At 46.4% G+C, this 24,222-nt stretch carries 21 protein-coding genes; 13 read left to right on the top strand and 8 right to left on the bottom strand.

From position 1 onward, the window contains the following. Positions 1-45: 45 nt before the first annotated feature. The 8 genes from V144x_RS21360 (at position 46) to V144x_RS21325 (ending at position 8,585) form a co-directional block, all read left to right on the top strand. Positions 46-552, top strand: a complete 507-nt coding sequence (locus V144x_RS21360; protein ID WP_144987959.1) for a (2Fe-2S)-binding protein — start codon at positions 46-48, stop codon at positions 550-552. Next, positions 552-2,852 (top strand): xanthine dehydrogenase family protein molybdopterin-binding subunit, encoded by a 2,301-nt coding sequence (locus V144x_RS21355; protein WP_144987957.1) that lies wholly within the window; start codon positions 552-554, stop codon positions 2,850-2,852. The genes V144x_RS21360 and V144x_RS21355 overlap by 1 nt, the downstream gene beginning before the upstream one ends. 18 nt (positions 2,853-2,870) lie before the next feature. Then, positions 2,871-3,134 carry a MoaD/ThiS family protein gene (locus tag V144x_RS21350; RefSeq protein ID WP_144987955.1) on the top strand — a complete coding sequence of 88 codons (264 nt, stop codon included), beginning with the start codon at positions 2,871-2,873 and terminating at the stop codon, positions 3,132-3,134. A gap of 94 nt (positions 3,135-3,228) precedes the next feature. After that, positions 3,229-4,476, top strand: coding sequence for a HEAT repeat domain-containing protein (locus V144x_RS21345; protein WP_144987953.1), 1,248 nt, complete (start codon positions 3,229-3,231; stop codon positions 4,474-4,476). A gap of 408 nt (positions 4,477-4,884) precedes the next feature. Further along, a complete protein-coding gene (locus V144x_RS21340; RefSeq protein WP_144987951.1) occupies positions 4,885-5,901 on the top strand; it encodes a DUF1559 domain-containing protein in 1,017 nt (338 codons plus the stop codon). 173 nt (positions 5,902-6,074) lie between these two features. Further along, the gene (locus V144x_RS21335; RefSeq protein ID WP_144987949.1) at positions 6,075-6,476 is read left to right on the top strand and encodes a transthyretin-like family protein; all 402 of its coding nucleotides are present in this window, start codon (positions 6,075-6,077) and stop codon (positions 6,474-6,476) included. A gap of 73 nt (positions 6,477-6,549) precedes the next feature. Next, entirely contained in the window at positions 6,550-7,149 is a 600-nt protein-coding gene (locus V144x_RS21330; protein ID WP_197998566.1) for a sigma-70 family RNA polymerase sigma factor, read from the top strand. Next, entirely contained in the window at positions 7,146-8,585 is a 1,440-nt protein-coding gene (locus V144x_RS21325) for a FecR domain-containing protein (RefSeq protein ID WP_144987945.1), read from the top strand. The genes V144x_RS21330 and V144x_RS21325 overlap by 4 nt, the downstream gene beginning before the upstream one ends. Positions 8,586-8,615: 30 nt before the next feature. Here V144x_RS21325 and V144x_RS21320 read toward each other — a convergent pair whose 3' ends face one another. Beyond that, a complete protein-coding gene (locus V144x_RS21320; RefSeq protein WP_144987943.1) occupies positions 8,616-9,008 on the bottom strand; it encodes a response regulator transcription factor in 393 nt (130 codons plus the stop codon). Positions 9,009-9,253: 245 nt separating this feature from the next. On the opposite strand from V144x_RS21320, the gene V144x_RS21315 reads away from it, so the two are divergent. Continuing rightward, on the top strand, positions 9,254-10,540 hold the full coding sequence (locus tag V144x_RS21315; protein ID WP_144987941.1) for an adenylosuccinate synthase: 1,287 nt from the start codon (positions 9,254-9,256) through the stop codon (positions 10,538-10,540). 593 nt (positions 10,541-11,133) lie between these two features. Here V144x_RS21315 and V144x_RS21310 read toward each other — a convergent pair. After that, a complete protein-coding gene (locus V144x_RS21310; RefSeq protein WP_144987939.1) occupies positions 11,134-11,565 on the bottom strand; it encodes an RbsD/FucU family protein in 432 nt (143 codons plus the stop codon). Positions 11,566-11,817: 252 nt separating this feature from the next. On the opposite strand from V144x_RS21310, the gene sucC reads away from it, so the two are divergent. Together sucC and sucD are read left to right on the top strand one after the other, a co-directional pair. Next, complete coding sequence (sucC, locus tag V144x_RS21305) at positions 11,818-13,005, top strand: ADP-forming succinate--CoA ligase subunit beta (protein WP_144987937.1); 1,188 nt, start codon at positions 11,818-11,820, stop codon at positions 13,003-13,005. 118 nt (positions 13,006-13,123) lie between these two features. Continuing rightward, on the top strand, positions 13,124-14,002 hold the full coding sequence (sucD, locus tag V144x_RS21300) for a succinate--CoA ligase subunit alpha (protein WP_144987936.1): 879 nt from the start codon (positions 13,124-13,126) through the stop codon (positions 14,000-14,002). A gap of 87 nt (positions 14,003-14,089) precedes the next feature. Here the strand turns inward: sucD and ndk are convergent, their stop codons facing one another. From ndk to V144x_RS21285, 3 genes are all read right to left on the bottom strand, one after another. Next, on the bottom strand, positions 14,090-14,557 hold the full coding sequence (ndk, locus tag V144x_RS21295; RefSeq protein ID WP_144987934.1) for a nucleoside-diphosphate kinase: 468 nt from the start codon (positions 14,555-14,557) through the stop codon (positions 14,090-14,092). A gap of 203 nt (positions 14,558-14,760) precedes the next feature. Continuing rightward, positions 14,761-15,942 (bottom strand): glutamine-hydrolyzing carbamoyl-phosphate synthase small subunit, encoded by a 1,182-nt coding sequence (gene carA / locus V144x_RS21290; RefSeq protein ID WP_144987931.1) that lies wholly within the window; start codon positions 15,940-15,942, stop codon positions 14,761-14,763. A gap of 139 nt (positions 15,943-16,081) precedes the next feature. Continuing rightward, positions 16,082-16,477, bottom strand: coding sequence for an ArsR/SmtB family transcription factor (locus tag V144x_RS21285; protein WP_144987929.1), 396 nt, complete (start codon positions 16,475-16,477; stop codon positions 16,082-16,084). 448 nt (positions 16,478-16,925) lie between these two features. Between V144x_RS21285 and V144x_RS21280 the strand changes: the two genes are divergently transcribed. Then, a complete protein-coding gene (locus tag V144x_RS21280; RefSeq protein ID WP_197998565.1) occupies positions 16,926-17,696 on the top strand; it encodes an SDR family NAD(P)-dependent oxidoreductase in 771 nt (256 codons plus the stop codon). A gap of 17 nt (positions 17,697-17,713) precedes the next feature. On the opposite strand, the gene V144x_RS21275 is transcribed toward V144x_RS21280, so the two are convergent. Next, on the bottom strand, positions 17,714-20,689 hold the full coding sequence (locus V144x_RS21275; RefSeq protein WP_144987926.1) for a PVC-type heme-binding CxxCH protein: 2,976 nt from the start codon (positions 20,687-20,689) through the stop codon (positions 17,714-17,716). Between the two features lie 59 nt (positions 20,690-20,748). Next, positions 20,749-21,666, bottom strand: coding sequence for an alpha/beta hydrolase (locus tag V144x_RS21270; RefSeq protein ID WP_144987924.1), 918 nt, complete (start codon positions 21,664-21,666; stop codon positions 20,749-20,751). A gap of 119 nt (positions 21,667-21,785) precedes the next feature. On the opposite strand from V144x_RS21270, the gene V144x_RS21265 reads away from it, so the two are divergent. Next, on the top strand, positions 21,786-22,583 hold the full coding sequence (locus tag V144x_RS21265) for a sialate O-acetylesterase (protein ID WP_197998564.1): 798 nt from the start codon (positions 21,786-21,788) through the stop codon (positions 22,581-22,583). An 87-nt stretch (positions 22,584-22,670) separates the two neighbouring features. On the opposite strand, the gene V144x_RS21260 is transcribed toward V144x_RS21265, so the two are convergent. Then, positions 22,671-24,146: a DUF1501 domain-containing protein gene (locus V144x_RS21260; RefSeq protein WP_144987922.1), complete on the bottom strand. Its 1,476-nt coding sequence runs from the start codon at positions 24,144-24,146 to the stop codon at positions 22,671-22,673. Positions 24,147-24,222 lie beyond the last annotated feature (76 nt).

Below are 24,222 nucleotides of genomic sequence, written 5' to 3'. Positions count from 1 at the left end.
AACAAACAATAAATTATAATCAGAATTTTAAATAAGGACTTTTCGATGGCGAAGAAACGGATCGTAACCGCGACTATTAATGGCCGTGAAGAGGAGTTCCTCTGCCAGCCAAGGCAGACTTTACTCGAAATATTGCGCGACACATTAAATCTGACCGGTGCCAAAGAAGGTTGTTCGAATGGGAACTGTGGTGCCTGTTCTGTCGTCATTGATGGCCGCGCAGTCAATAGCTGTATGATCCTGGCGATGGAAGCCGAAGGAGCCGAGATTGAGACGATCGAAGGCTTGGCCCCTGGCGATGGTCTGGATCCTTTGCAGGAAGCCTTTCTGGAAAATGCCGCGTTACAGTGTGGCATCTGTACTCCTGGGTATATTATGGCAGCCAAAGCGTTTCTGGATGAAAATCCAAGTCCGACCGAGGAAGAGATTCGTTTTGCGATGGCAGGGAATTTGTGTCGTTGTACCGGATATGACAAAATTGTGCGTGCAATTCAACAAGCTGCGGAAACAAGGGCGGAACAATCTGCCTCATGTGAGAAGGAGACTGTCTAATGGCGACCATTGATGAAACCAAAGCAGCAGAAGGAAGTGGTGACACTCCTAAATATAAAGTAATCGGAACACGCCCCATTCGGCATGATGGTGCCGACAAAGTGACAGGGCGTGCCTTGTATGGGGCAGATATTAAGGTCAAAGGCATGATTTACGGGGCGATTCTCCGTAGCCCGCATGCGCATGCGAATATTAAGTCGATTGATACTTCGAAAGCCAAAGCGCTACCTGGAGTGCGTGCTGTGATTACCAGTGCGGACCTGCCGGAACCTGGTGATAAAATTGCTGAACTGGGAGAAGGATCTGTTGTTCTCAATCATCTCAGCAGTAACAACCTGGCACGTACCAAAGTGCTTTATAAGGGGCACTCTATCGCCGCGGTCGCCGCGGATAACATTCATATCGCGCAGGAAGCAGCAAATCTGATCGAAGTGGAATATGAAGTCTTACCTCCCGTCCTGAATGTGCTGAAAGCAATGTCAGATGAAGCACCGGTATTGAATCCGGATGTACGAACCGAAGAGGTTGCGACTGGTGAAAAAGGAGACGAACCCACTAATATCGCCAAGCGTTTTCTGTTTGAGAAAGGTGATATTGAAAAAGGATTTGCTGAAGCGAAATACGTTGTTGAGAGAGAGTTCAACACGTCAACCGTGCATCAGGGGTATATCGAACCGCATGTGGCGACAGCGCTGTGGAACAATGATGGCCAGATCACTGTCTGGACTTCGACCCAGGGCACGTTTTCAGTTCGTCAACAGGTGGCAGAATTATTAGACGTTCCACTGGCCCGCGTCAAAGTTGTTCCTGCCGAAATTGGGGGCGGCTTTGGTGGCAAAATCTCCGTTTATTTGGCGCCTGTTGCTGCGACATTGTCTCGCATTGCGGGGGCACCCGTTCAAGTTGTGATGGACCGAACTGACGTACTACAGGCAACCGGACCGACTCCCGGTTCCCACATTAAAATTAAGATGGGCGTGGATGCGGATGGTCATATCACCGCAGCTGATGCCTGGATGGCATATGAAGCGGGGGCTTATCCTGGCTCGCCGATCGGAGCAGGGGCGATGTGTGTCTTCTCCTGTTATGATGTACCAAACGGGAGAGTGGAAGGTTACGATGTTTGTGTCAACAAACCACGTACAAACGCGTACCGTGCACCTGGTGCCACCAACGCTGCTTTTGCTACAGAAACAGTGGTGGAGGAACTTTGTGAGAAACTCGGAATGGCACCCGTCGATTTCCGTCTGCTGAATGCTTCCAAAGAAGGCACGCGTCGTGTTGACGGAGTCACCTATCCCCGAATCGGATTAGTCGAAACGTTAGAAGCGATTAAAGAAAGTGATCACTTCAAGAGCCCGCTGGAAGCCCAACATCGGGGACGAGGAATCGCTTCCGGTTTCTGGTTTAACGCAGGCCTGAAATCAGCCGTGACTGCAACGGTGAACTCTGACGGTTCCGTTTCACTTCTGGAAGGTTCAACGGACATCGGAGGCTCACGAACTGCGATTGCTATGCAGTTTGCGGAAACATTGGGAATTGCCGCAGAGGACATCAAACCGGCTGTGGTTGATACAGACAGTGTGGGTTACACCGATGTCACAGGTGGAAGTCGTGTGACTTATGCGACAGGCTGGGCTGCTTACGAAGCCGGCAAAGATTTACAACGTCAGATTGTCGCTCGTGCAGCAGATCTGTGGGAAGTTGATTCTGACCAGGTCTCCTATGAGGATGGTTATGTCCTGGGGCCGGACAAGAAAGTTTCCTTCAAAGAGATCGCCGTTGAACTCAGTGCCGTAGGAGAGCCATTGGTAGGACGTGGTGTTTCCAACCATAATGAGCCTGGTGGTGCTTTTGGTACCCATGTTGTCGATGTCGAGGTGGACCCTGATACCGGAAAAGTAGATATTCTGCGGTACACCGCGGCACAGGACTGTGGGACCGCGATTCATCCTGCATATGTTGAAGGACAGATCCAGGGTGGTGCGGTTCAGGGAATTGGTTGGGGTCTCAACGAAGAATACTGGTATGACGAGGATGGCAGTATGCGGAACGCGAACTTCCTCGATTACCGTATCCCAACTTGTTACGATTTACCGATGATTGACACGATTATTGTGGAAGTTCCTAATCCCGGCCATCCGTTTGGAGTACGCGGAGTCGGAGAAGTTCCCATTGTGCCACCACCGGCTGCTCTTGCGGCTGCTATTTATGATGCTGTCGGAGTACGCATGGATGAGCTGCCGATGTCGCCTCCGCGCGTACTACATGAACTCTTAAAGAAGCAAAAGGAATCTTGATCAGGAGTAGTATCGAGAATGCCGCGTTTATTCATTCCGCCGTTACTGAGATCTTACTGTGGAGGAAAGGAAGAAATGATTGTGGAGGGAGCCACGGTTCTGGAAGCGGTACAGTCTCTGGACAACGAGTATCCAGGGGTAATGGAGCGACTTTGCCCTGAGGGGAAACTCAGGGCGGGGACTTCGGTGACCGTCGACCAAAATGTGACGCCCCGCGGTTTGTCGCAGAAAGTTTCTTCCGAAAGTGAAATACACTTCCTTCCCGCCATTGGTGGTGGTTGAAATCAAATTGATCTTTCAATGATTCTTAATCGTTCACTTTTTAGCTTTCAGTTTTATTCATCAATCTCATCGCTGGTAACTGACGAAAATAATTATGTCTCAATCCAAACCATCTTCGTGGATAAATACTAGAGATATCTTCGTAGTAGCCTGTTTGGTGATTGTAGCCATTGGTTTACTGATTTATCTTACCGGGCATAATACACAAAGTCAGGCAGTCGAAGAACTGGTCCAAGCAGTGGAATCCTTCAACGTACCTGAAACGGAAAAAGCTCTCAAAAAAGTAAAATTAAATGAGGTAACGGAACTGGCAGTCCCACGGCTCATCGAATTACTTGATTCGAATCCCAAAACCGTTTATGCGCCGACTCTCAGTCTGGCTTTTACTGAGCTTGGATCTGATTCCATTTCAGGCTTGGTTGAAAAAGTACAGCCTATGGAAGAGGCCAAGACAAGAACTCAAGCAATGTATATGTTGAGCAAAATCGCACCTGGTCATGAAAATCAACAGGTGGCGCAGGCTTTAATTCAAGCCTTGAATGACGAGGATAAGAATGTCAGATTTTCTGCGGCACAGGCAATTGCCCACATCGATACTACAAAAGCAGCGGAAACGCTTCCGATCTTAGCCGAATTATTGAAAGATCCTAGTGGAAGTATACGCGCAGAATCAATCTATCATATTGGACTATTTGGTAAGCGCGCGGAAGCAGTGCTTCCGGAAGTGCTACTGGCATTAAAAGACCCGGTCGCTACTGTTCGAGTGATTGCTGCCAAATCGATATGTAAGGTAGGAACGCCCGACAAAAGAGTCATCGACGCTCTCTCAGAAATGTTATTTGATGAGAGTCTTAACTGTCAAAGTGAGGCAGCATTAGCGCTGGGACAATTGGGATCTCAATCAGAACCAGCGGTTCCCGCAATACTCGATGCTTTAAAATTGCTTAAGAATCCAGACAGACATAGTAAGCGCCAGCAGGAATTAACTCGTAGTTCGATGGTGAATGCGCTGGGAGCGATCGGTTCTGCGAAACCAGAAGTCATTCAGACGCTGATTGATACGCTGAATGAAAAAAAATATGGAATTTCTCGTGTTGCTGCAGCAACATCATTAAAAAATCTGGGACCGAAGGCGATTAAAGCGGTACCTGTCCTGGTGAAGATCATAGATGAATCAAAAGAGGAGTTAAAAGGCCACTCTGAAATAAGCCCGGCAGCAAAACTACAAATGGAATTACAACTCGATCACAGATTAAGCTCAGAAGCAGCAATTGCTCTCAGGGAAATTGATCTGGAAACGTTTGAACGAGTCTGCGACGAATCATCTTCTGAAGCACAATGATTTGATAATATTCCAAAGGGCGAATAGATGAATGCTCGCTGTTATTCTCCATCTCGACCCCGAGGCTCTGCAAAAAGAGTTCATTCAGAATTGAATTGCCAGTTCAACACTAAACTATCATACCTCAGAGGCTCTCTTCCGAGTCTGAATTTGATTCCATTTTAATAGATCTTCACGAGAAAAATTCTGTCATTTATCTGAACCCGGTTTGCTCATACCCGCTGCTAAATCTTGTGAGCATTCTGAATTAGAAAGTTTCCGAAAAAAATAGCTAATTCTTAGATTTATTGTCCAAGAATATTAAGATTCTGCCAATTTAATCTTAGAGAGCATTTTTTTGCGTTGAAACTGGTTCTTTTTAGACTCTCGTCGTTCCGGGACCCCGTTCTATCTCATTTTTGAGGAGTCATGCACGTGTTTGTGAAAATACAGAAGCGCCCTGGTTTCACTCTCATTGAGCTGTTAGTTGTGATTGCCATTATCGCCATATTAATTGCGTTATTACTGCCCGCTGTTCAGCAGGCACGCGAAGCGGCCCGTCGAACACAATGTAAAAATAACCTGAAACAGCTTGGTCTTGCTTTACACAATTATCACGACGTCTATCGCATGTTCCCGGCTTTGGTGTATCAACCAACGAATTTGACCGCCGGGAATACGCCGGGGTGGGGGTGGTGTAGTATGCTGTTACCTTACATTGATCAGGCGCCACTTTATAATCAAATGAATGTAGGGAATGTGAGTTTGGCTTCCGTCGTACAGGCCACGAATAGCCCGGCCGATCGACCGTTTCCCGCGTTCCGATGTCCTTCCGATACGGGGCCCGCTGTCAATAACCGAAGTCAGTTTAATGCGACTAACCCACCGCTTTCATTTGGTGGTGGCTATAGTCCTGCAAAGCCTGTTTCAACTTCCAATTACTTCGCAGCATTTGGGCACTCTCGGGGGCGAAATCCGACTTATAACAATGCAGGAAATGGTACTTACGAAGATGCCCAGACGGGGGGCTTTGGCTATACAAGAAAAACACAACGACGAGTCCGCGATATTACCGATGGCACTTCCAATTCGATTGCCCTCGGTGAACGAGCCTATAAGGTGGGGACCGTCCATCATGATGCCGGTGTCTGGATCGGTTGTGCAGAAGCTAACGCCGATGACTGTGTGGATGATGTGGGATTTACGTTGCGAGGCGGAATTAATAGCACTTCGACCAGTGTTCACACGCGAAAGGAAAGCTTGAGCAGCCAGCATGTTGGCGGAGTTCAGGTACTTTTATTTGATGGCTCAGTACGTTTTCTTTCAGAAAATATTGATTTTCGTACCACACGTACGAGTGGACAACCTAATCCAAACGGGCCGATTGACAGTACGCTTGAGCGGCTTGTAGGGATTCAGGACGGACAGACAATCGGAGATTTCTAGCGATTCAGCTTGAAGATTTCTTTGCGAGTATCGGGCCTGCTACTCGCTTTTTTAAACATTTTGTTGGACCACCTTAGTCGTGGTGATATTTTAGGTTTTTTATGCTCAATCTCTGGTATCGTTTTTCTTGGCATTTGATGAGCTTCTTAGTGATTTGCGGAACTTTTCTGAGTTTGTCTGGCTGCAATCAAAGCCCGGAACTTGGAAAAGTAACTGGTTTAGTGCTTGTAGATGGTCAGCCGGGCGCGAGTCTTGTTGTCACTTTTCAACCGGTCAAATCAGGTCGGCCTGCTGTGGCGACCACTGATGAAGATGGCAGGTTTGTGCTATCTTACACGCAGGATCGGTCTGGCGCATTACTGGGCGCGCATGAAGTGTTTCTGCAAACGATTCCCAATTTTGAGTTGATGGAAGGTCAGAGTGTATCGACTCCCATTGATGAAAAATATCAGTCGCCTTTCAAAACAGTTGAAATTAAGCCTGGTTCTCAGGAATTTAAATTTGAGGTGACAGGGCCAACAGAAACAGCGAAACATTCAAAACGTCGAGTGAATCCTTTAGAACAAGAGGGATAATTATTGTACGATTGCTGTATTTTGAAGATCGGAAATTGTGGATGATTCCTCGTTTGTTATGACGGAGATATGGATGACGAAAGAAAACTTATCTCGAATGGACTCCAGTGAATTGGACAGCAAGATGTCTAATGAAGAAGAGGCAGGAGAATCTTATTTCGTTGTTGTGTTTACGGCGAACGAGCAAAGGATTCGTCGCTTTCTTCGGACTCTGTTACCCAATCAATCCGATCTCGATGATGTGGCTCAAAATGTGGCGATTCGACTTTGGCAACGCTTCCCGAATTATGATATTGATCGTCCCTTTCTTCCGTGGGCTCTTGGAGTGGCCACGAATGTCGTGTCTGAATACCGTCGCAACGTCAAGCGACAGCCTATGCTGTTCTCTCCCGAAGTGGTGGAACAGATGAGAGAACAATTCCTGGAGAGTGAACTTATTAAACGCTCGCAAGTCGAAATCGATGACTATTTAAAATTATGTCTGGAACGACTGGCTTCTCGTTCGCGGGAGATTGTTCATCGACGCTATATTGATGGGTCTTCTGTGGAAACGATTGCATCAACTATGGAAATGACGATCGATGCAATTTACAAACAACTGGCTCGCTCTTATCAACGATTAGCAGACTGTCTGCGACATCAAATTTCGTCACGAAAATCAACAGAATCATGAACCAATCTAAAGATCTCAATAGCTTAATCGGTTGTTATGTCAGCGGCGAGTCTCTTGCACCTGATGACTTTCTCAAATTGGAAGCTGTACTGAAAGAAGACCCGACGGCAGTTCAACGTTTACTGGATTGTTCTGTGATTGACAGTGTCTTTCGCTATCAGGCCCCTCAGGAGACTGAAGCGGAAACAGCATCGCGCATTCGTAGCATTTTGGATGCCACCGAGAAGCGGAGCGTTTTTCAAGCGAAACGTGTTGAAAAACGGAAGTATCAATCGCGTGGTTGGTTCAAGGCCATTTCTGTTTCCGCTCTCATTTTCTTTATTGCTGCTACTATATTCTTTAACCTGAAATCTCAGTCACCAAATGTTGCGATGGTCGCCAACGGTTACGGAGTTACATCAGATGGTCGAGTGCCTGAGACTGGTGATTCTCTTCGAGTTGGCGACTTCATCGAAATTACATCCGGAGAATTAGTGATTCGTTTTACATCGGGAGCCGTTGTGACTTTGAATGGTCCTGGAAAGTTGGAGGTCAAGTCACCCATGCATGTCCTTCTGCATGAAGGTACGCTGGTCGCACGGGCAGACAATGAGGAAGCGAAGGGTTTTCGCGTCGATTCGAATATCGCTCACGTTACTGACCTTGGCACAGAATTTGGTGTTTCTATCACAGAATCTGGCGAGACGCATGTTGCTGTCTTCGAAGGGGAAGTAGATGTTGCTGATACTGATAATCGACCAACCATGGTGAGAGGAACCAGTCGGCTTTACATGGGCGAAGGGCTCCGTTTATCAAGCCTGGGAGTTGTCGATCGACTGCTTAATGTCAATGCTGACTCATTCAGCCAGCACGATCATGTGCACAGTCAGCAAGTCGCGATTCAATCCGTCAGAGATAATCTTTCGATTAATGATGTGAAGAAGTTTTATCGCATCGTGCGTGGAGGCTTTGGAGAAGATGCTCAGGCGTATGTCGACCGTATTCACCAGTGGAATTCGATTGGTGATGAAGGTCTCCCAGAGTTTTTGGTCGGTGGTGACTATGTCATGACGTTTAATGACAGTCGCACAGAATCAAAGTTGCAGTTGAAAGTAGAACTGGCCGTTCCTTCATCGTTATATATCCTCCTGGATAACCGTTTGCAGTTACCAAACTGGCTCACAAAAGACTTTCATGATACGGGGGCAGATGTGGGAATGGATGAAGGTCGGTATCCTGGCGCACCTCCCAGTATCACTCGCGTTGTCGAGAAAGGCCCCGGCAGTAGTATTGATCGCGTCTTTTCTGTCTGGAAGAGGAATACACCTGCTACCGGTACGATTACTCTGGGGCCATCTAAGCTTATCGGGAGGGGTGATGGCAAGAGCATGTATGGAGTTGTAGCCGTTCCTCGGCATACAGAATTGCTTGAACAAGATAATGAAGCTGGTTCGTAGTTGCTTGCCGATATCTGCTTCCCATCGTAATTACGATGGGTGCTGCTCTGATGCTAATAATTCTTGCACAACCTCGACCAGTTCTTCGATCTGATAGGGCTTGGCGATAAAGCGATCTACGCCTCGTTCCATGGCGAGTTCTCTATATTTTGGTTCCGTATTTCCTGTGACCATCACAATTCGGGGCGCGCGGGGCTTCTTGTCTGTCATGCTTTCGAGGACTGCGAAACCGCTACGACGGGGCATTACAAGGTCTAGCAGCACGAGATCCGGGGCGTCTCGCTCAATTTTCATGACTCCTTCATTACCATCATGGGCCGTCAAAACTTCATATCCAGCAGCTTCCATTGCAAATTGGAGCGGTTCAATCAGCCCTTCATCATCGTCAATGATTAAAATTCGTTTCTGAGGAGATATGTTCATTAGCCTGGCATAAATTCTTCACATGACCCGCACTGGAGAAGTGTGCAAATGCAATTATATCAGCTAAGGCATCGAAAATCCAATTATTAAGATCATCCTGGCGCATAACGCTCCCCAAACGGCAATCTGTTCGATAAAATGGCTCGGTGCGCGCGTTGTGCGTACTGTTTTTTGATTCCCAGTTGAATCAAGATCGAGTGTTTTTTCTTATTTTTTTCTTTCATTTCAACCAGCGGGATAGTTTTGTGTCAGCGACGTCGGTAATTGGATTACAGTGGGGCGATGAGGCCAAGGGCAAAATTGTAGATTTACTTTCAGAGCAGCACGAAATCGTGGTTCGCTATCTGGGTGGCAATAATGCAGGCCATACCGTCAAGTTTGACGGAAAAACATATAAACTCTCACTGTTACCAGCGGGTGTTCTCAACCCCAATGTCACCTCTGTGATTACAGGTGGGGTTGTGATCAATCCGAAAGCATTTCTGAAAGAGATGGAGTCAATCTGCGATCAGAATGGTCCGATTGAGCCAAGTCGGCTTTTGATCAGCGATCGTGCGCACGTGATTTTTCCTTATCACATGCAGGAAGAGGTTGTTTTCGAAGAAAGTCGCAAAGAGAAGGCCATCGGGACTACGATGCGGGGAATTGGTACTTGCTATCGCGATAAAGCCGGTCGCACACATGCCATTCGCATGGGAGATTTAATTCGACCCGAATTTTTCCGCAGTCGACTGGAGGAGATCGTCGCTTACAAAAATAATATCTTTCAGGCACTCGATCCTGATGCAGAACCTGTGAGTGTTGATGCGATCTACGAGGAATATTCAGAATATGCGAAAATCCTGAAACCTCATGTCGTGGATACCAATGCCTACCTTTTAAAAGCGGTCGCAGAACAGCGAAAAATTTTGTTTGAAGGGGCACAGGGAAGTTTGCTTGATATCGATCATGGGACGTTTCCTTATGTCACGTCATCCAATAGTTCCGGGTGCGGTATTCATAATGGAAGCGGTGTTTCGGAACGCTATATTGAGAAAATGATTGGTGTCGTTAAAGCATATACTACACGTGTTGGCGGTGGACCTTTTGTGACGGAACTTCATGACAGTGTAGGGCAACGGATTCGCGATGTAGGCAATGAGTATGGAACGGTTACCGGTCGCCCACGTCGGTGTGGGTGGTTTGATGCCGTCGCGACTCGTTATGGAGCCAATATCAGTGGTGTCGATTGCATCGCCGTCATGTTGCTTGATGTTTTAAGTGGGCTGGAAGAGTTAAAAGTCTGTGAAGCCTACGAAGTCAATGGTCAACAGGTGACTGATTTTCCCAGTCATATTCTCGATCTGGAGCAGGCAAAACCCATTTACCGCACGATTCCCGGGTGGCAGGAAGACATTACCGGCATTCGTAAGATGGAAGATCTGCCCGAAAATGCGATTGCTTATATCAAAGCAGTTGAAGAAATCATTGGCAAGCCGGTTGAGATTGTTTCTGTTGGTCCTGATCGTGAGCAGACCATTTTGTTGAAGTAGTCTGTTCTTGATCGACATCAAGAGACGAATTGTGAATAAAACGCGTTTGCGTAGCGATCTCAGCTCTTCTTCAAAGGTACTTCTGAATTTTCTTTCTTACTGACAGATTTTCATCTCTTGGTTAGAAGTGACTTTCAGATAGAATCCTGGCGCAGGTTTTGTGTGTTATCTTCAAGGCTGAGAACTTTTCTATCTGTGTTCTTTGTGCATGGAGATGAGATGTTTCTAACGTCATTCACAGTCGTTTCATGATTTCGTTTATTCTCTTGATAGGCGTGAATGAGTCAAGCATTGTTCCATGCGTGAAAGGGCTCTGAAGCGATGTGAAGTATATTCATCGAGAGCTGATTTGCGTGTGATGGCGTTTGTTAGCGGGAAAAAAGAGAGTGAGGATCAAGAATTGATTACTATGATTCATCAGTGAAAGTAGTTGAAACAAGCGACTTTTATAGTGATAAAATCATCAACGGAGGATGTATTCACTAAGTAAATTATTTTCTCACGCGCGCGACGCAGATCACGCAGTTTCGAGAGATGCGTGATGATGTCAAGAGAGGAAAAAACACCTGAAAATCCTTACGAAAGTAAGAAGATCATTCGGTAACCACGCCTTTGGTCAGAATCAGGTTGGCATAGAGGGCGGTTTCGCTTGTAGCGATGATTGCATAGGCGTTTTTGGCTCGTTCATAAAATTCGAAGCGTTCGATTTTTTCAAGTTCGAAACTCCGACCATCATGCGTTTGAATGAGCCGTTGATAAGTTTCCCAGATGGGAGGTTCAGCGGCTTGATCATCGACGGGATTCATCAATCCCGCAGGTTGCTCGACAAACGTGTCCAGCGGAAAGAATCGCAGAATTGCGTCGAGGATTTGAGGGACATCATGGCCATCCAGACGGATGATTCGTTGTGCGTGCGATTCAGCAGGGAAATTCCCATCGGCTAAAACAAGTTCGTCTCCATGTCCCATTTTCATCAATACACACATCAGATCAGGAGAGATTATGGGAGGGATTCCTTTGAGCATCGATTTTGCCTTTGTATTTCAGGAGATTGATTACCCTGGACTGTATTCTCTTAATGAGTAACGGATGAAACCGAGAAGAAAGATCAAATTATTATGCAGAAATTTTACCGCGATGGCGAGTATGCCTTGCTGGATAACCAGAAGCGAAGCCGTTATGATGGCTTGAGTTCAAGCTGTGAGTTCAACAAATTATTTGAATTGCCACCTTAATTTATCTGGTAGCAAATTTTCAGGAGAAAGTCTGAAAAATCAATGAAAATTCATGAATATCAGGCCAAACAATTGTTTCGTGAAGCCGGGATTCCTGTACCTGAAGGAATCGTCGCAAAAACCGTTGACGAAGCGGTAGCCGCATTTGAGAAACTGGATCGTCCTTTGGTTGTCGTGAAGTCACAAATTCATGCAGGTGGCCGGGGAAAGGGGCGTTTTAAAGAACACCCCGATCAGCCTGGAGTCATCCTCGCTCGGTCCGCGGATGAAGTTCGTGAAAATGCGGAACGTATGCTGGGTTCGACTCTGGTTACCATTCAGACGGGACCTGAAGGCAAGCAGGTCAATACCCTGTTTATCGAGCAAGGATTGGATATTGCCAAAGAGCTTTATCTGGGATGTGTGGTTGACCGCGAAGCAGGGGGGCCCGTTTTAATTCTTTCGACGGAAGGGGGCATGGAAATTGAAGTCGTTGCCCATGAAAGTCCCGAGAAGATTCTGAGTGAGCCCTTTTCCATTCATACCGGTTTACTTGGATTTCAAGCACGTAAACTGGCATTCAAGTTGGGAATGGAAGGAAAGACAGTTCGCAGTGCCGAGAAATTTTTCTGCCAACTGAGCCGTTTTTTCATTGATAATGATTGCAGTATGACCGAAATCAACCCGTTGGTAATCACCGGCGAGGGAGATTTGGTTGCGTTGGACGCCAAGGTTTCATTCGATGACAACGCACTGTTTCGGCACAAGCCATTTGATGAATTACGTGATCTGACTGAAGAAGATCCCGCTGAAATTCAAGCGGGTGAAGCAGACCTGAGCTATGTCAAACTGGACGGAAATATTGGATGTCTGGTGAATGGTGCCGGGTTGGCAATGAGTACAATGGACCTGATTAAGCATCATGGCGGAGAGCCTGCTAACTTCCTGGATGTCGGAGGCGGAGCGAATGTTGATCAGGTATCCGAAGCATTTCGGATTATTCTGGCTGACGATAATGTAAAAGCCGTTCTGGTGAATATTTTTGGTGGAATCATGAAGTGCGACACAATTGTGACTGCACTATTGGAAGCCTATGAAAAGGTAGGGTTCACGGTTCCATTGGTCGTGCGTCTGGAAGGAACGAATGTAGAAATCGCCCGCAAGATGCTCGCGGAAAGTGGACGAGATATCGTTTCGGCAACTGATTTAACAGATGCTGCTCAAAAAGTGGTAGCAACTCTGAGTACTTAATATGAGACAATTGGTCTGTTGAAATCTCAGCAGGCGGTAATGATTTGACGTGGTTGGTTTGCAAAAAGCGATCTGAACCATCTTTTTAAAAACAGATTTCCCGCAAGGGTGAAATATTATGAGTATATTAGTTACTGAAAACACACGCGTCATTTGCCAGGGGATTACCGGTAAGTCGGGTCTGTTTCATAGCCAGCAATGCCGCGAGTATGGCACACCATTATTAGGCGGAGTGACACCCGGTAAAGGGGGAACCGAAGTTGATGGCTTTCCTGTTTTCAATACCGTAGAAGAAGCAGTCGAAAAAACAGGCGCGAATACCAGTCTGGTTTTTGTACCACCGCCGTTCTGCGGCGAAGCGATTATGGAAGCCGCTGATGCAGGAATGGAATTGATTATCGCGATTACCGAAGGCGTTCCCGTATTCGATATGGTACGGGTCATGGAATATCTCAAAGACAAAAACAGCCGTCTGATCGGACCAAACTGTCCGGGAGTGATCACGCCCGGTATTGCCAAGATTGGAATTATGCCCGGTTATATTCATACGCCTGGTTCGGTAGGTTTGATCAGCAAAAGTGGAACGTTGACATACGAAGCAGCCTGGCAGTTGGGAAATGTAGGGCTGGGGCAAACCACGGCTGTGGGAATTGGTGGTGACCCGATTATCGGAACGACTTTTATTGATCTTCTGGAATTGTTCGAAAACGATCCTGCCACGGAATCCATTATGTTGATTGGTGAGATTGGCGGGACGGCAGAGATCGAAGCTGCGGAATACATTAAAGAGCATGTCACCAAACCGGTGGCTGGTTTCATTGCTGGTAAGACAGCTCCTCCCGGGAAACGGATGGGACACGCCGGTGCGATTATCAGTGGAGGAAGTGGAACGGCTGATGAAAAGATCGCAGCTTTGGAAGCGGCTAGTGTTGTGGTAGCAGAGAGCCCTGCCGACATGGGCGCTGCCGTTCAAAGAGCCATTGAAGCAGCAAAATGATGCGATTCAACTAAAGATTCAACATATAAAGGGCAGCCAGTTTGATGAATGGCTGCCCTTTTTTATTATCAAAAACAGTTTTAAAGTTTACTTTTCATCGTCGGCACAAACCCACCCACCCAGAGAAGTGCTGTACTCGATCAGTTCCTCTGGCTTGAAGTAGATTTTGATTTCGCGAGTCGCTGCTTCCGGGCCATCGCTTCCATGGACTAGATTCATCTGACGGCTGACTCCATAATCGCCGCGAATCGTACCGGGTGCTGATTCACGGCCGTTCGTAGAACCCATCATCGAACGTACAACAGAGATCGCTTCCGGGCCTTCTGCTACAATCGCAACGACAGGACCGGCTGTGATAAATTCTTCGAGAAGTGGGTAGAACGGCTTTTCCACATGTTCTGCATAATGCTCGGCTGATAGCTCTTTTGTCACTTGCAGCATTTTTAATCCGATAATTTTGAGCCCTTTATTTTCAAACCGTGATAAAAGGGTACCCGCCAGACGTCTCTGTACTGCATCGGGTTTAATCAGGATCAATGTTCGTTCAGTTGCCATGTGGATTTTACTTTCTCTGAGGTCTTTAGTTTATGAGAGTTTGGGGGATCGAATTCTGTCCCCGTTAAATACGAATCGTTTAATTTCAAGCCAGGGGTTACTGGAAATGTAGACTCATTCAATTACAAAGTTTTCTTACCTGATGAATTCGAATAAAAACTGGCTTTCTTTTCAATCCTGGTTGAGCGACTGGAAGGCGAGGATCAAGATGAAACCCGTGTATTACTACTGATGCAATTATAGAATTGTCGAAACAGGTAGTGACTGTCGTGTGGACCCGCCGATGCTTCCGGATGGTATTGCACACTGAACGCAGGGTAAGTTTTATGCCTTAAGCCGGCGACCGTATCGTCATTCATATTGACATGAGTGATTTCAACATCGGCAGGCATTGATTCAGGGTCGATGGCAAATCCATGATTCTGGGATGTAATCTCTACCTGTCCTGTGTCATGGTTAACGACAGGCTGATTTGCACCACGATGACCAAACTTGAGTTTAAATGTTTTGCAGCCACAGGCTAAGCCCAATAGTTGATGACCCAGGCAGATTCCAAAAATAGGGATCTTGTCTAATAGAGAACGGATCGTCTCGATGGCATAAGTCAGTGGTTCCGGGTCACCAGGACCATTCGACAGGAAAACACCATCAGGGTTCAATTCCAGGACATCTTGAGCGGTACAGTCACCAGGAAGGATAGTCACTTTACAGCCCAGTTGGCTCAAATGGCGTGGAATATTCCATTTCATGCCATAGTCAATGGCCACGATGTGATAGGAATTTTCAGAGACGTAATCGGCTTCAGAGAGACTTTCCAAATTTTTTCCACTGAAAGCATGAGTCGAACTACTATGTGCCAGGGGATGTAAACTCTCATTCCATTCACGTGAAGACTTCGGAATGACCTGACTCACTAAATCCTGTCCAGCAAGTTGAGGACTTTCTTGTGCTTTTTTTACCAGAGATTGATCGTCTAGATCTTCTGTCGAGAGGATACCTGTCATGGCGCCATGAGTACGAATTTTTCGCACGAGAGCTCGGGTGTCGATTCCCTGCAATCCGATGACACCAGCTGATTTCAGATATTCATCAAGAGTCTGAGTTGAGCGATAATTACTGGGGACTTCACAAAGTTCACGAATGATGAAACCGCGTAAAGCGATTCCAGAAGATTCCACATCTTCCGGAGCAATACCGTAATTACCAATTTGGGGGTACGTCATTGTGACGATTTGTCCACAATATGATGGATCGGTCAGAATTTCCTGGTAGCCGGTCATGCTCGTGTTGAACACAACTTCACCATGGATTTCTCCTTCTGCACCAAAAGCCGTCCCTGTGAACACACTGCCGTCCGAAAGGGCTAATTTCGCTGTTTTCTGCATTGTTTACACTGATCTCAGGCAATAGAAAAAATTTTGGTCAAATCTCGTATGTTTTATCAGAGATGAGCGCAAATAAAAAGAGACCAGCGGTAGATGGCTGGCCTCTTCGATGGGATTTTTCTGAGAGATCTCAATGGGATCAGCTCAGATTTTGTTTTAGTACAAAATTGTCAATGCGTATCACATTTTCATCTGGATCGTTAAAACTGTTGAACAATTCGCCCATAATCGAGTGAAAATGTTCTCGGCAGATGGAGTAGTAATTGTGTTTTCCGTCGCGACGTGCTTCAATCAAACCCGCATCTCGCAATAACGCAAGATGATGGCTGACTGCAGGTTGACTCTGATTGAGCCGCTCGCAGAGAGCAGTCACGAATAACTCTTCTTCCTGAGCCAAGTAAAGCATAATACGTAGTCTGGTTTCGTCAGACAATAACTTAAATACTTTTACCAAGTTCTTTTCCAGATGATTAGGAAGCGATGGAAATCGCTGGGTCGATCCTTCCTGGGGTGGTTCCACAAGATTTGTGGCCATATCACTAGTATCCTTTTTTAAATTCATGCAAAAAAGTTCTTTTTAAACCGTCGCTCATTTTCAGCGACCGGCTTGTGGGGCATAATTAGTTTTTGTTCCGCTCACATTCAAGGCGGGGAAGTGAATCACAAAAAAACAAGCAGCCAACCGCTGGCCATGCCAAAATTTTACTACTATTTGGCCCATTATCGCCTGAAATACATGGCGCGCAGATCTAAGCTGAAATGTCTACTCAACTACTTGTATTGTTTGCCAGACAGGCGAAAGATGTGAGGTAGGGGAGACGCTCTACTTCTAAATTAAAACTAAAGATCGCTCCCTCATTTCGATGGCAATTATGGTAGTCCGCTGCCCAATCGTCAACTAGAATTTATCCAGTTTAGCTAATTATTCAGAAAAAAACATTTTCGATATCAACTTAAGTATCATTAAATATTGGAGTTACATTGTGTCAGCATCTTCCTTCTGTAATCTTTCAGGAATGAAAGCAATGGTCACCGGTTCTTCTACAGGAATTGGTAAGGCGATCGCCCTCGAACTTGCTGAAGCCGGGGCTGATGTTTTGATTCACTATCGAAAATCTGCTGAGAAAGCACAACAGGTCGTGAAACAAATTCAGGAGCATGGCAGGAAGTCGGCGGCTATTTCAGCAGATCTTGCGAATCAGGAAAACGACGCTGCTTTCATTGATCGGGCATTTCAGGAATGGGGGAACTTGGACATTTGGATTAATAATGCTGGTGCCGATTTATTAACGGGAGACGAAGCAAAACTGAATTATGGTCGCAAACTGGAAAAGCTATTTGATGTCGATGTGCGGGGTACTGTGCTCTTATCCCATGAAGTGGGACAACGGATGCAGCAACAGGGAGCAGGTTGTATTCTAAATATTGGCTGGGATCAATCTGACCGGGGGATGGAAGGAGATAGTGGAGAATTATTTGCCACGAGCAAAAATGCCATCATGGGTTTCAGTCGTTCGTTGGCGGTTTCTTTAGCTCCGGACGTTCGTGTCAATTGTATCGCCCCGGGTTGGATCCTGACTGCCTGGGGAGAAAACGCGAGCGAAGTCTGGCACGAACGGGTTAAACAGGAAACACCCATGAAACGCTGGGGAAAGCCTGACGACATTGCCAAGATGGCACGTTTTCTTTGCAGTCATGAAGCGGCTTATATCACGGGACAAGTGATTAATGTGAATGGTGGAGCCGTGCGATAGATTTGCCTTTGCTATGTTTAATCGGAAGACGGATTTTGCTGATCTTCTGGCAACAGGTAGGCGATCAGATCACGAAATTCCTGGAGTGTCATTTGATCGACCAGCCCGTTAGGCATGATCGACGTTTTTGAAGGAATCATTTCTTCAATATCGCTGATTTTGAATGAAAGAATCTTTCCGTTCGAGTCATAAATCGAGCGTTCTTTATTGTTATGTTTATGATAGATTCCGGAAGCCGTCTGTCCATCGATAGTGACAATTGTCAGAGGTAGAAAACCGGGGTCGATATCTTTACTGGGGTTAATGATCGCTTCCACAAGACGTTCACGATTCAAGGCGATACGTCCCTGCATGCGAATTAAGCCGGGGCCTACTTGCTGGCCTCGGCCGTCAATCTGGTGACAGCGGAAACAGCCGGGACCTTTCGGGTGAAAGAAGAGTCGTTGGCCAGCTTGAGAATCGGCGGGGCCAGACAATACTTGCATCCATTTCGCTAACTGATCTTTTGCCGGTTTCTGTTGCTTTGATTTCCGTTTTAATACTCTTTCGATGAGAGTCGCTTTTTGAGCATCCGCAGTCGCCAACTCTTTGAGTGTTGTCTGTTGTTGTTCTGTCAGTGTGGCTCCCGTTAGTGTTCGTAATGCTTCTTTGCTGACAGTCGGATTTCCGTCATTTGCTAATTGCAATAGAGGAGTTACGTTTTGGGGTTGAGAGGGATCCAATCCAATAATTGCTTCTGCTCGCAAATTTGCTTCCGCGTTTGAATTAAGGGCGAGCTGCAATAATTTCTCGCGAGCTGACTCCGTTTTGATTTCGCGCATCTTTCGAACAGCCTCTGTCTGAACACCAGAATAATCGGACTTCAAAAGTTGGTCCAGCTTTTTCTCGTTCAATGCAGGATGAGACGCAGGCAGAAAGAGCAAGATTTGTTGTATTACTTCAGGTGAGGTCTCAGGGAGATCAAGTAACTGAGCCGCGTATTCCTGAGACTTGGATTTCTTAACCCACCAGTCACCTGTTGTACCCCTCGTCCACTCTTTCATGACCCCTTCCAGTTGTGAAATTGAAGCCAGATAAGCTTTGAGTAATTCTGGTGTCGTCGCTTTCTTAGCGAGCTCTTTGATGAGTGTCTCGCGGAACTGCTTGAGTTCATCACGACCAATCCATTCTACCGCGACAAAACGAACCTGTAGATTTTCGTCATTCAAAGCCTGCTTTAATAATGACGCATCAGGAGGTGATGCACTTTCTTTTAACAACAGAATGACCGCAAGTCGTACCTCGGGGGTTTTGTGCAAAAACAGTTGAGACAACTCCTTGTCAGAGAACGTTTGCCGCAGTCCTTGACGTGCTGCTTGCTGCATGAATAAGTCAGTGCTTTTCAGATATTCCACAAGAATCGGTAGAGCTGATTTTTCTTTGATCCGTCTCAATGCGGCTGCCTGGACGGCTGGAGATGCATCGCTGGTTGCGATCTTTTGAAAATCCACAAGATGAGAGGGCAATTTGGTAACACCTTGTTCGCGGAGACCCACATGTTTGTCTTTCATAACGGAAGCAGCGAATTCTGGTGTCATTTTTTCTGTACTAATGAGCGCATTTAAGGCAACTGCTTTGACCCGTGAGTCAGAATTTTTAAGAGCCGTTGTTAGCTTTGAAATTCCCTTTTTACCTTGAGCGAGTAATTTACGCGCAGCCGCATCCCGCTTCTGCCAGTCCTTGGATGAGATGGATTCCGTCTGAGAGCGCTGGGGAGGGTTCAATGCACGAATTCGCCATACACGCCCTTTCCCATGTAAAGGATAGGATCGATCGGCCCAGTCACCCACATACAGACTCCCATCAGGACCAACGGCAATTCCCGCGGGTCGAAAATGTTCTTCTCCTGCAATCACAGGTTGTGTTGTTGTTTTGAAATTTGCACCTTCAGGAATAAAGTCATAACGATCAATGCGGTGTTCTCCCCAGCTGGCTACGAGTAAACTTCCTCGGTAGTCTTCGGGGAGATGGTCTGATTCATATGAAATTAGCCCTGTCGGAGATTCCCCCGTAGAGGAAGTCATAGGGAGCGTGCCCGGCGTTTCTGCATTGATGGCGATGAAGGGTTCCAGGGTACGACGACGGTATCCATAATCACCTCCTTCTACGATGGTTAATAAACGGCAGGGGGGACGATTACCAGGATCGTTATCGCCCACAAACATCCGACCATAGACATCAAAACAAAGATGGAAGGGATTCCAGAATCCAGTAGCAACACGTTCTAGTTGACTGCCATCCGTTCGACAACGAAAAATGCCTCCTTCGCCTCGTAGTGCAGACAGCCGCTTATTGCCTTTGCTGATCAGGGTGGCATCGTCACCATAATTTTGACCAAGAGTGAAATAGACATTTCCAAAATCGCCGATGAGTTCCGCATCGACACCTTCGTTTTCTCCCATACTGAAATAGAGGTTGTTAAAAAAATCAAAGGCAAAACCAGAGAATCCATTGTGGGGATAAGTGGCTTTGGTTTCGAGTTGAACCAGATTCTGCCTGATATCTGCTTTACCATCATCGTCTTTGTCTCGCAGACGAAAGATCGAACTGCGGGTGGCGACATAGAGCCAGCCATCAGGATGGGCGCCGACATTCATGGTTTCTGTGGAACCTGCATAGAATGTTTGAATTCGATCTGCTTTGCCGTCACCAGTGGTGTCTTCCAGCAATCGAATGCGGTCTGTTTCGGGGCCCTCATAATTTTCAGGTCGAAAATGCGTATGGCTCTCAACCACATAGATACGGTTTTGTTGATCCACTGTCAGTCCAGTGACAGTCACGATATCAGGCTCTGATGCAAACAATTCGATTGTAAGACGGTCATCGAGTGAACGAGGTGCTTTGATCTCTTCAGCTTTTGAGATCGAAGTCTGGTAAAAGATGCACATCAGCAGAACAGAGCTTGTGATACCAGGGTGAGGGAAAACTTTCCGGAGGTGTGACAGACCGGTCATGTTTTGTATTCCTGTTTCAGGTAACCTGAGGATAGTTTTGGAGAGACGATTCGAAGTATTTATTTTTGCGGATCGAGGTATTCGAGCGACGTCAGGAATGCATCCAGTTTTTCCACCGTTGAATCATAGTTCTTTTTACTTTTCTTCAAATTGAAAAAACCATGCCCCTGATCTTCATAGGCAACAAGTTCGCAACGGTTTTGTTTTGCTTTCATCTGCTTTGTAAATCGTTCGACATTCTCAATCGGAACCGCTTTATCAGCCGTCCCATGAAAAATGATCGTTGGGGGTAGATTGTTGCGAACAAAATGGATGGGGGAAATTTCTTTGCAGCGTTTACCAAGTTGTTTTGGTCCGCCTTTCCAGCCTGTTTCTGTGGTGTCCACAACGGGATTGAACAAAGCCATTGCATTGGGGACTGATGATATTTGTTGGTCTTCTTTTGGTTCTTCAAAGCCAACTACAGTTCCCGTACAGGCGGCAACATGACCTCCTGCAGAACCTCCGCCGGAAACGATGCGATTCGGGTCAATGCCCAGATCTTTCGCGTGTTGACGAATCCAGCGAACAGCAGATTTTCCATCTGCCACACACTCAAAGGGGGTTGTCTTGTGCTTGGATTTAATACGGTATTCCGCGGCGCAAGCCACCATGCCTCTTGATGCCAGATGTTGACAGTGTGGCTCGAATTGACTCGGATTGCCACCAGTCCAGCCACCACCGAAGAAGAATACAATTACCGGGCGGGAATCTCCCTGTTTCCAGTCACTGGGTTTGAAAATATTAAGATGCAGGTCACCTTCTTCTGTTGTTTTATAGACTTTGTAATCGGCACCCTTTAATGATTTCCAGCCAGGTTTCGACTTTGGAGGTTTTTTGTCAGCCGCATTGAGTGATGTTGTTGAATACAATCCGACAAGACAAGCGGAGAGAAACAGAGAAACGCTGAAGATTGCTTGCTGAAGTTTTGAATTCATACTGCTGAAATTCCTTGAATATACCTTAGAATAGATACTTGATTTCGAATCAAAGTTCTCTCTATAGTAAATAAAACTTGAATGAAATGGTCTCTCTTTTCCGATTGGAATAACAAGAAATGAAAATTAAATCAGTTTTGAGTGTGATCTTATTTTTGGGGATGTTTGTTTTTTTGAATCCATTACAGGCTGAGGATAAAACAGTGAAGTTGCCTGCTAAAGAAAAGTTTCACATCTATCTGTTAATCGGGCAGTCGAATATGGCGGGACGTGGGAAGGTGACTGCAGCAGAAAATCAACCGCATCCACGAGTCTTAAAACTGGATGAACAAGGCAAATGGGTTCCTGCGACTGACCCATTGCATTTTGATAAACCGAAAATAGCGGGTGTGGGTCCCGGATCGGGATTTGGACCAATGATGGCAGATGCAGATCCTGATGTCACGATAGGATTAATTCCCGCCGCCTTTGGGGGAACCCCACTTAGCCGTTGGGTCAAGGGAAAAGATCTTTATGAACGCGCTGTGGAATGGGCAAAGAAAAACCAGGACCGAGGTGTTGTTAAGGGGGCGATTTGGCATCAGGGGGAGGCTGAGTGTAAGAACCCCGATCTTTACAATACTTATCAAAAACGACTTTCCGGCATGATTGTCGATCTACGTACCGATTTGAATGAACCGGATTTACCATTTGTGATGGGTGAGTTAGGTGAGTTTTTAGAACGACCTGGGGTGAGTACCGTGAATGATGCGATGCACAAAATCTCGAAATCGGTTCCAGCGACTGCCGTTGCTTCATCGAAAGGACTGGCTGCAAAAAGTGATCAGGTTCATTTCAATGCAAAAAGTGAGCGGGAGTTTGGGAAACGCTATGCGCAGCAGATGCTCAAATTGCAGAAAGCTGCAAAGACCAAATAAATCCCGATCAGAATCACTTCCAATAAGAAACGGAGAGCCAACATGAGTCGTCGGCTCTCCGTTATATTTTCGATAGATCAGTTTGAATCAGGCCAATATCTCTTTCACTGGATGATGGTCTTCTACACCGGTCAGACGTTGATCAAGCCCCTGGAATTTATAACTGAGTTTACGATGATCAATTCCCAGGCATTGTAAGATAGTCGCATTAAATTCATGAATATGAACAGGGTTTTCAGCGATATTATAACTGAAATCATCTGTGGACCCGTGCACCACTCCTTTTTTAATTCCACCACCGGCCATCCAGACACTAAAGCAGCGTGGATGGTGGTCTCGTCCGTAGTTTTCCTTAGTTAGTTTTCCCTGACAGTAAGCAGTTCGGCCAAATTCACCACCCCAGATAACCAGAGTATCATCTAATAAGCCGCGTTGTTTCAGATCTTTGACCAGTGCAGCAGCCGGTTGATCAATATCTTTACATTGCTTGGGTAAGTCACCCGCGATGTTTGCATGCTGGTCCCAGCCACGGTGGAAGATTTGAGAGAAACGCACTCCGCGTTCGGCCATGCGACGGGCTAAGAGACAATGATAGGCGAATGTCCCAGGCTTCTGGACGTCAGGGCCATACATTTCGAGTGTGGCTTTGGTTTCTTTCGAAATGTCTGTCAACTCAGGAACCGAAGTTTGCATACGGAAGGCCATCTCATATTGTGAGATGCGTGTTTGAATTTCCGGATCGCCGATGGCGTTGAATTCATTCTGATTCATTTCAGCCAATGTATCCAGCATACGTCTTCGCAATTTTGAGGTAATTCCGGGAGGATTTGAAAGAAACAAAACCGGATCGCCCTTTGATCGAAGCGAGACGCCAGAATATTTACTCGCTAAAAAACCGCTACCCCACAGGCGATTGTAAAGTGCCTGTGCTTGTTGCCGCCCGGACCAGGTTGAGGTCAATACAACAAACGAAGGCAGATTCTCGTTCATGGAACCTAGACCATAACTGAGCCAGGAACCAAGACTGGCGCGACCGGGAAGTTGATTACCCGTGCAGATATAAGTAATTGCCGGATCATGGTTGATCGCTTCGGTCCAGAGTGATCTGACAATTGAGATGTCTTTGACAATTCCGGCAGTGTGTGGCAGAAGCTCACTGACCCAGGCTCCTTCTGAACCGTTGTCATACTTTTTAAATTTAAATTTAGAGGGAGCCAGCGGAAAACGAGACTGTCCCGAGGTCATCGTAGTGAGTCGCTGACCATTCCGAACGGATTCGGGTAAATCTTTATCAAACAGCTTTTCCAGCCCCGGTTTGTAGTCGAGTGTATCAATCTGGGAAGGAGATCCGGCCATAAACAGATAGATGGCGCGTTTGGCTTTAGGTGCAAAGTGCGGGACTCCTGGTAGACCTCCCGTTACTTTCATTTCAGGGGTTGCTGCAAGGGTTTGTTGCTGACCTGCTTCAAGAGAAGCCAATGCAGCTGCACCCAAACCTAATCCACCAGTTTTAAAAAAGTGGCGTCGTGTGATTTGTGAGATATGATCCTGGATCGGGTTCATGACATTACCTTAAAATTTTTATTTGTACTGTAATATGAGTGAATTTGAATTCATGATTACTGAATCAAAGTATTGA

Origin of the sequence: Gimesia aquarii, assembly GCF_007748195.1 — a bacterium.
GTDB lineage: Bacteria > Planctomycetota > Planctomycetia > Planctomycetales > Planctomycetaceae > Gimesia > Gimesia aquarii.
Note: the sequence above shows the minus strand (reverse complement) of the source record. Positions and strands in the feature narration are given on the sequence as shown.

What these genes read in the sequence shown, in the direction of transcription:
- V144x_RS21345 (WP_144987953.1), top strand. Translation starts at nt 3,229, where the DNA reads ATGTCTCAATCCAAACCATCTTCGTGGATAAATACTAGAGATATCTTC.
- V144x_RS21275 (WP_144987926.1), bottom strand. Translation starts at nt 20,689, where the DNA reads ATGACCGGTCTGTCACACCTCCGGAAAGTTTTCCCTCACCCTGGTATC.
- sucC (WP_144987937.1), top strand. Translation starts at nt 11,818, where the DNA reads ATGAAAATTCATGAATATCAGGCCAAACAATTGTTTCGTGAAGCCGGG.
- sucD (WP_144987936.1), top strand. Translation starts at nt 13,124, where the DNA reads ATGAGTATATTAGTTACTGAAAACACACGCGTCATTTGCCAGGGGATT.
- V144x_RS21320 (WP_144987943.1), bottom strand. Translation starts at nt 9,008, where the DNA reads ATGAACATATCTCCTCAGAAACGAATTTTAATCATTGACGATGATGAA.
- carA (WP_144987931.1), bottom strand. Translation starts at nt 15,942, where the DNA reads ATGCAGAAAACAGCGAAATTAGCCCTTTCGGACGGCAGTGTGTTCACA.
- V144x_RS21285 (WP_144987929.1), bottom strand. Translation starts at nt 16,477, where the DNA reads ATGGCCACAAATCTTGTGGAACCACCCCAGGAAGGATCGACCCAGCGA.
- V144x_RS21265 (WP_197998564.1), top strand. Translation starts at nt 21,786, where the DNA reads ATGAAAATTAAATCAGTTTTGAGTGTGATCTTATTTTTGGGGATGTTT.
- ndk (WP_144987934.1), bottom strand. Translation starts at nt 14,557, where the DNA reads ATGGCAACTGAACGAACATTGATCCTGATTAAACCCGATGCAGTACAG.
- V144x_RS21270 (WP_144987924.1), bottom strand. Translation starts at nt 21,666, where the DNA reads ATGAATTCAAAACTTCAGCAAGCAATCTTCAGCGTTTCTCTGTTTCTC.
- V144x_RS21340 (WP_144987951.1), top strand. Translation starts at nt 4,885, where the DNA reads ATGCACGTGTTTGTGAAAATACAGAAGCGCCCTGGTTTCACTCTCATT.
- V144x_RS21355 (WP_144987957.1), top strand. Translation starts at nt 552, where the DNA reads ATGGCGACCATTGATGAAACCAAAGCAGCAGAAGGAAGTGGTGACACT.
- V144x_RS21310 (WP_144987939.1), bottom strand. Translation starts at nt 11,565, where the DNA reads ATGCTCAAAGGAATCCCTCCCATAATCTCTCCTGATCTGATGTGTGTA.
- V144x_RS21325 (WP_144987945.1), top strand. Translation starts at nt 7,146, where the DNA reads ATGAACCAATCTAAAGATCTCAATAGCTTAATCGGTTGTTATGTCAGC.
- V144x_RS21330 (WP_197998566.1), top strand. Translation starts at nt 6,550, where the DNA reads ATGACGAAAGAAAACTTATCTCGAATGGACTCCAGTGAATTGGACAGC.
- V144x_RS21260 (WP_144987922.1), bottom strand. Translation starts at nt 24,146, where the DNA reads ATGAACCCGATCCAGGATCATATCTCACAAATCACACGACGCCACTTT.
- V144x_RS21350 (WP_144987955.1), top strand. Translation starts at nt 2,871, where the DNA reads ATGCCGCGTTTATTCATTCCGCCGTTACTGAGATCTTACTGTGGAGGA.
- V144x_RS21360 (WP_144987959.1), top strand. Translation starts at nt 46, where the DNA reads ATGGCGAAGAAACGGATCGTAACCGCGACTATTAATGGCCGTGAAGAG.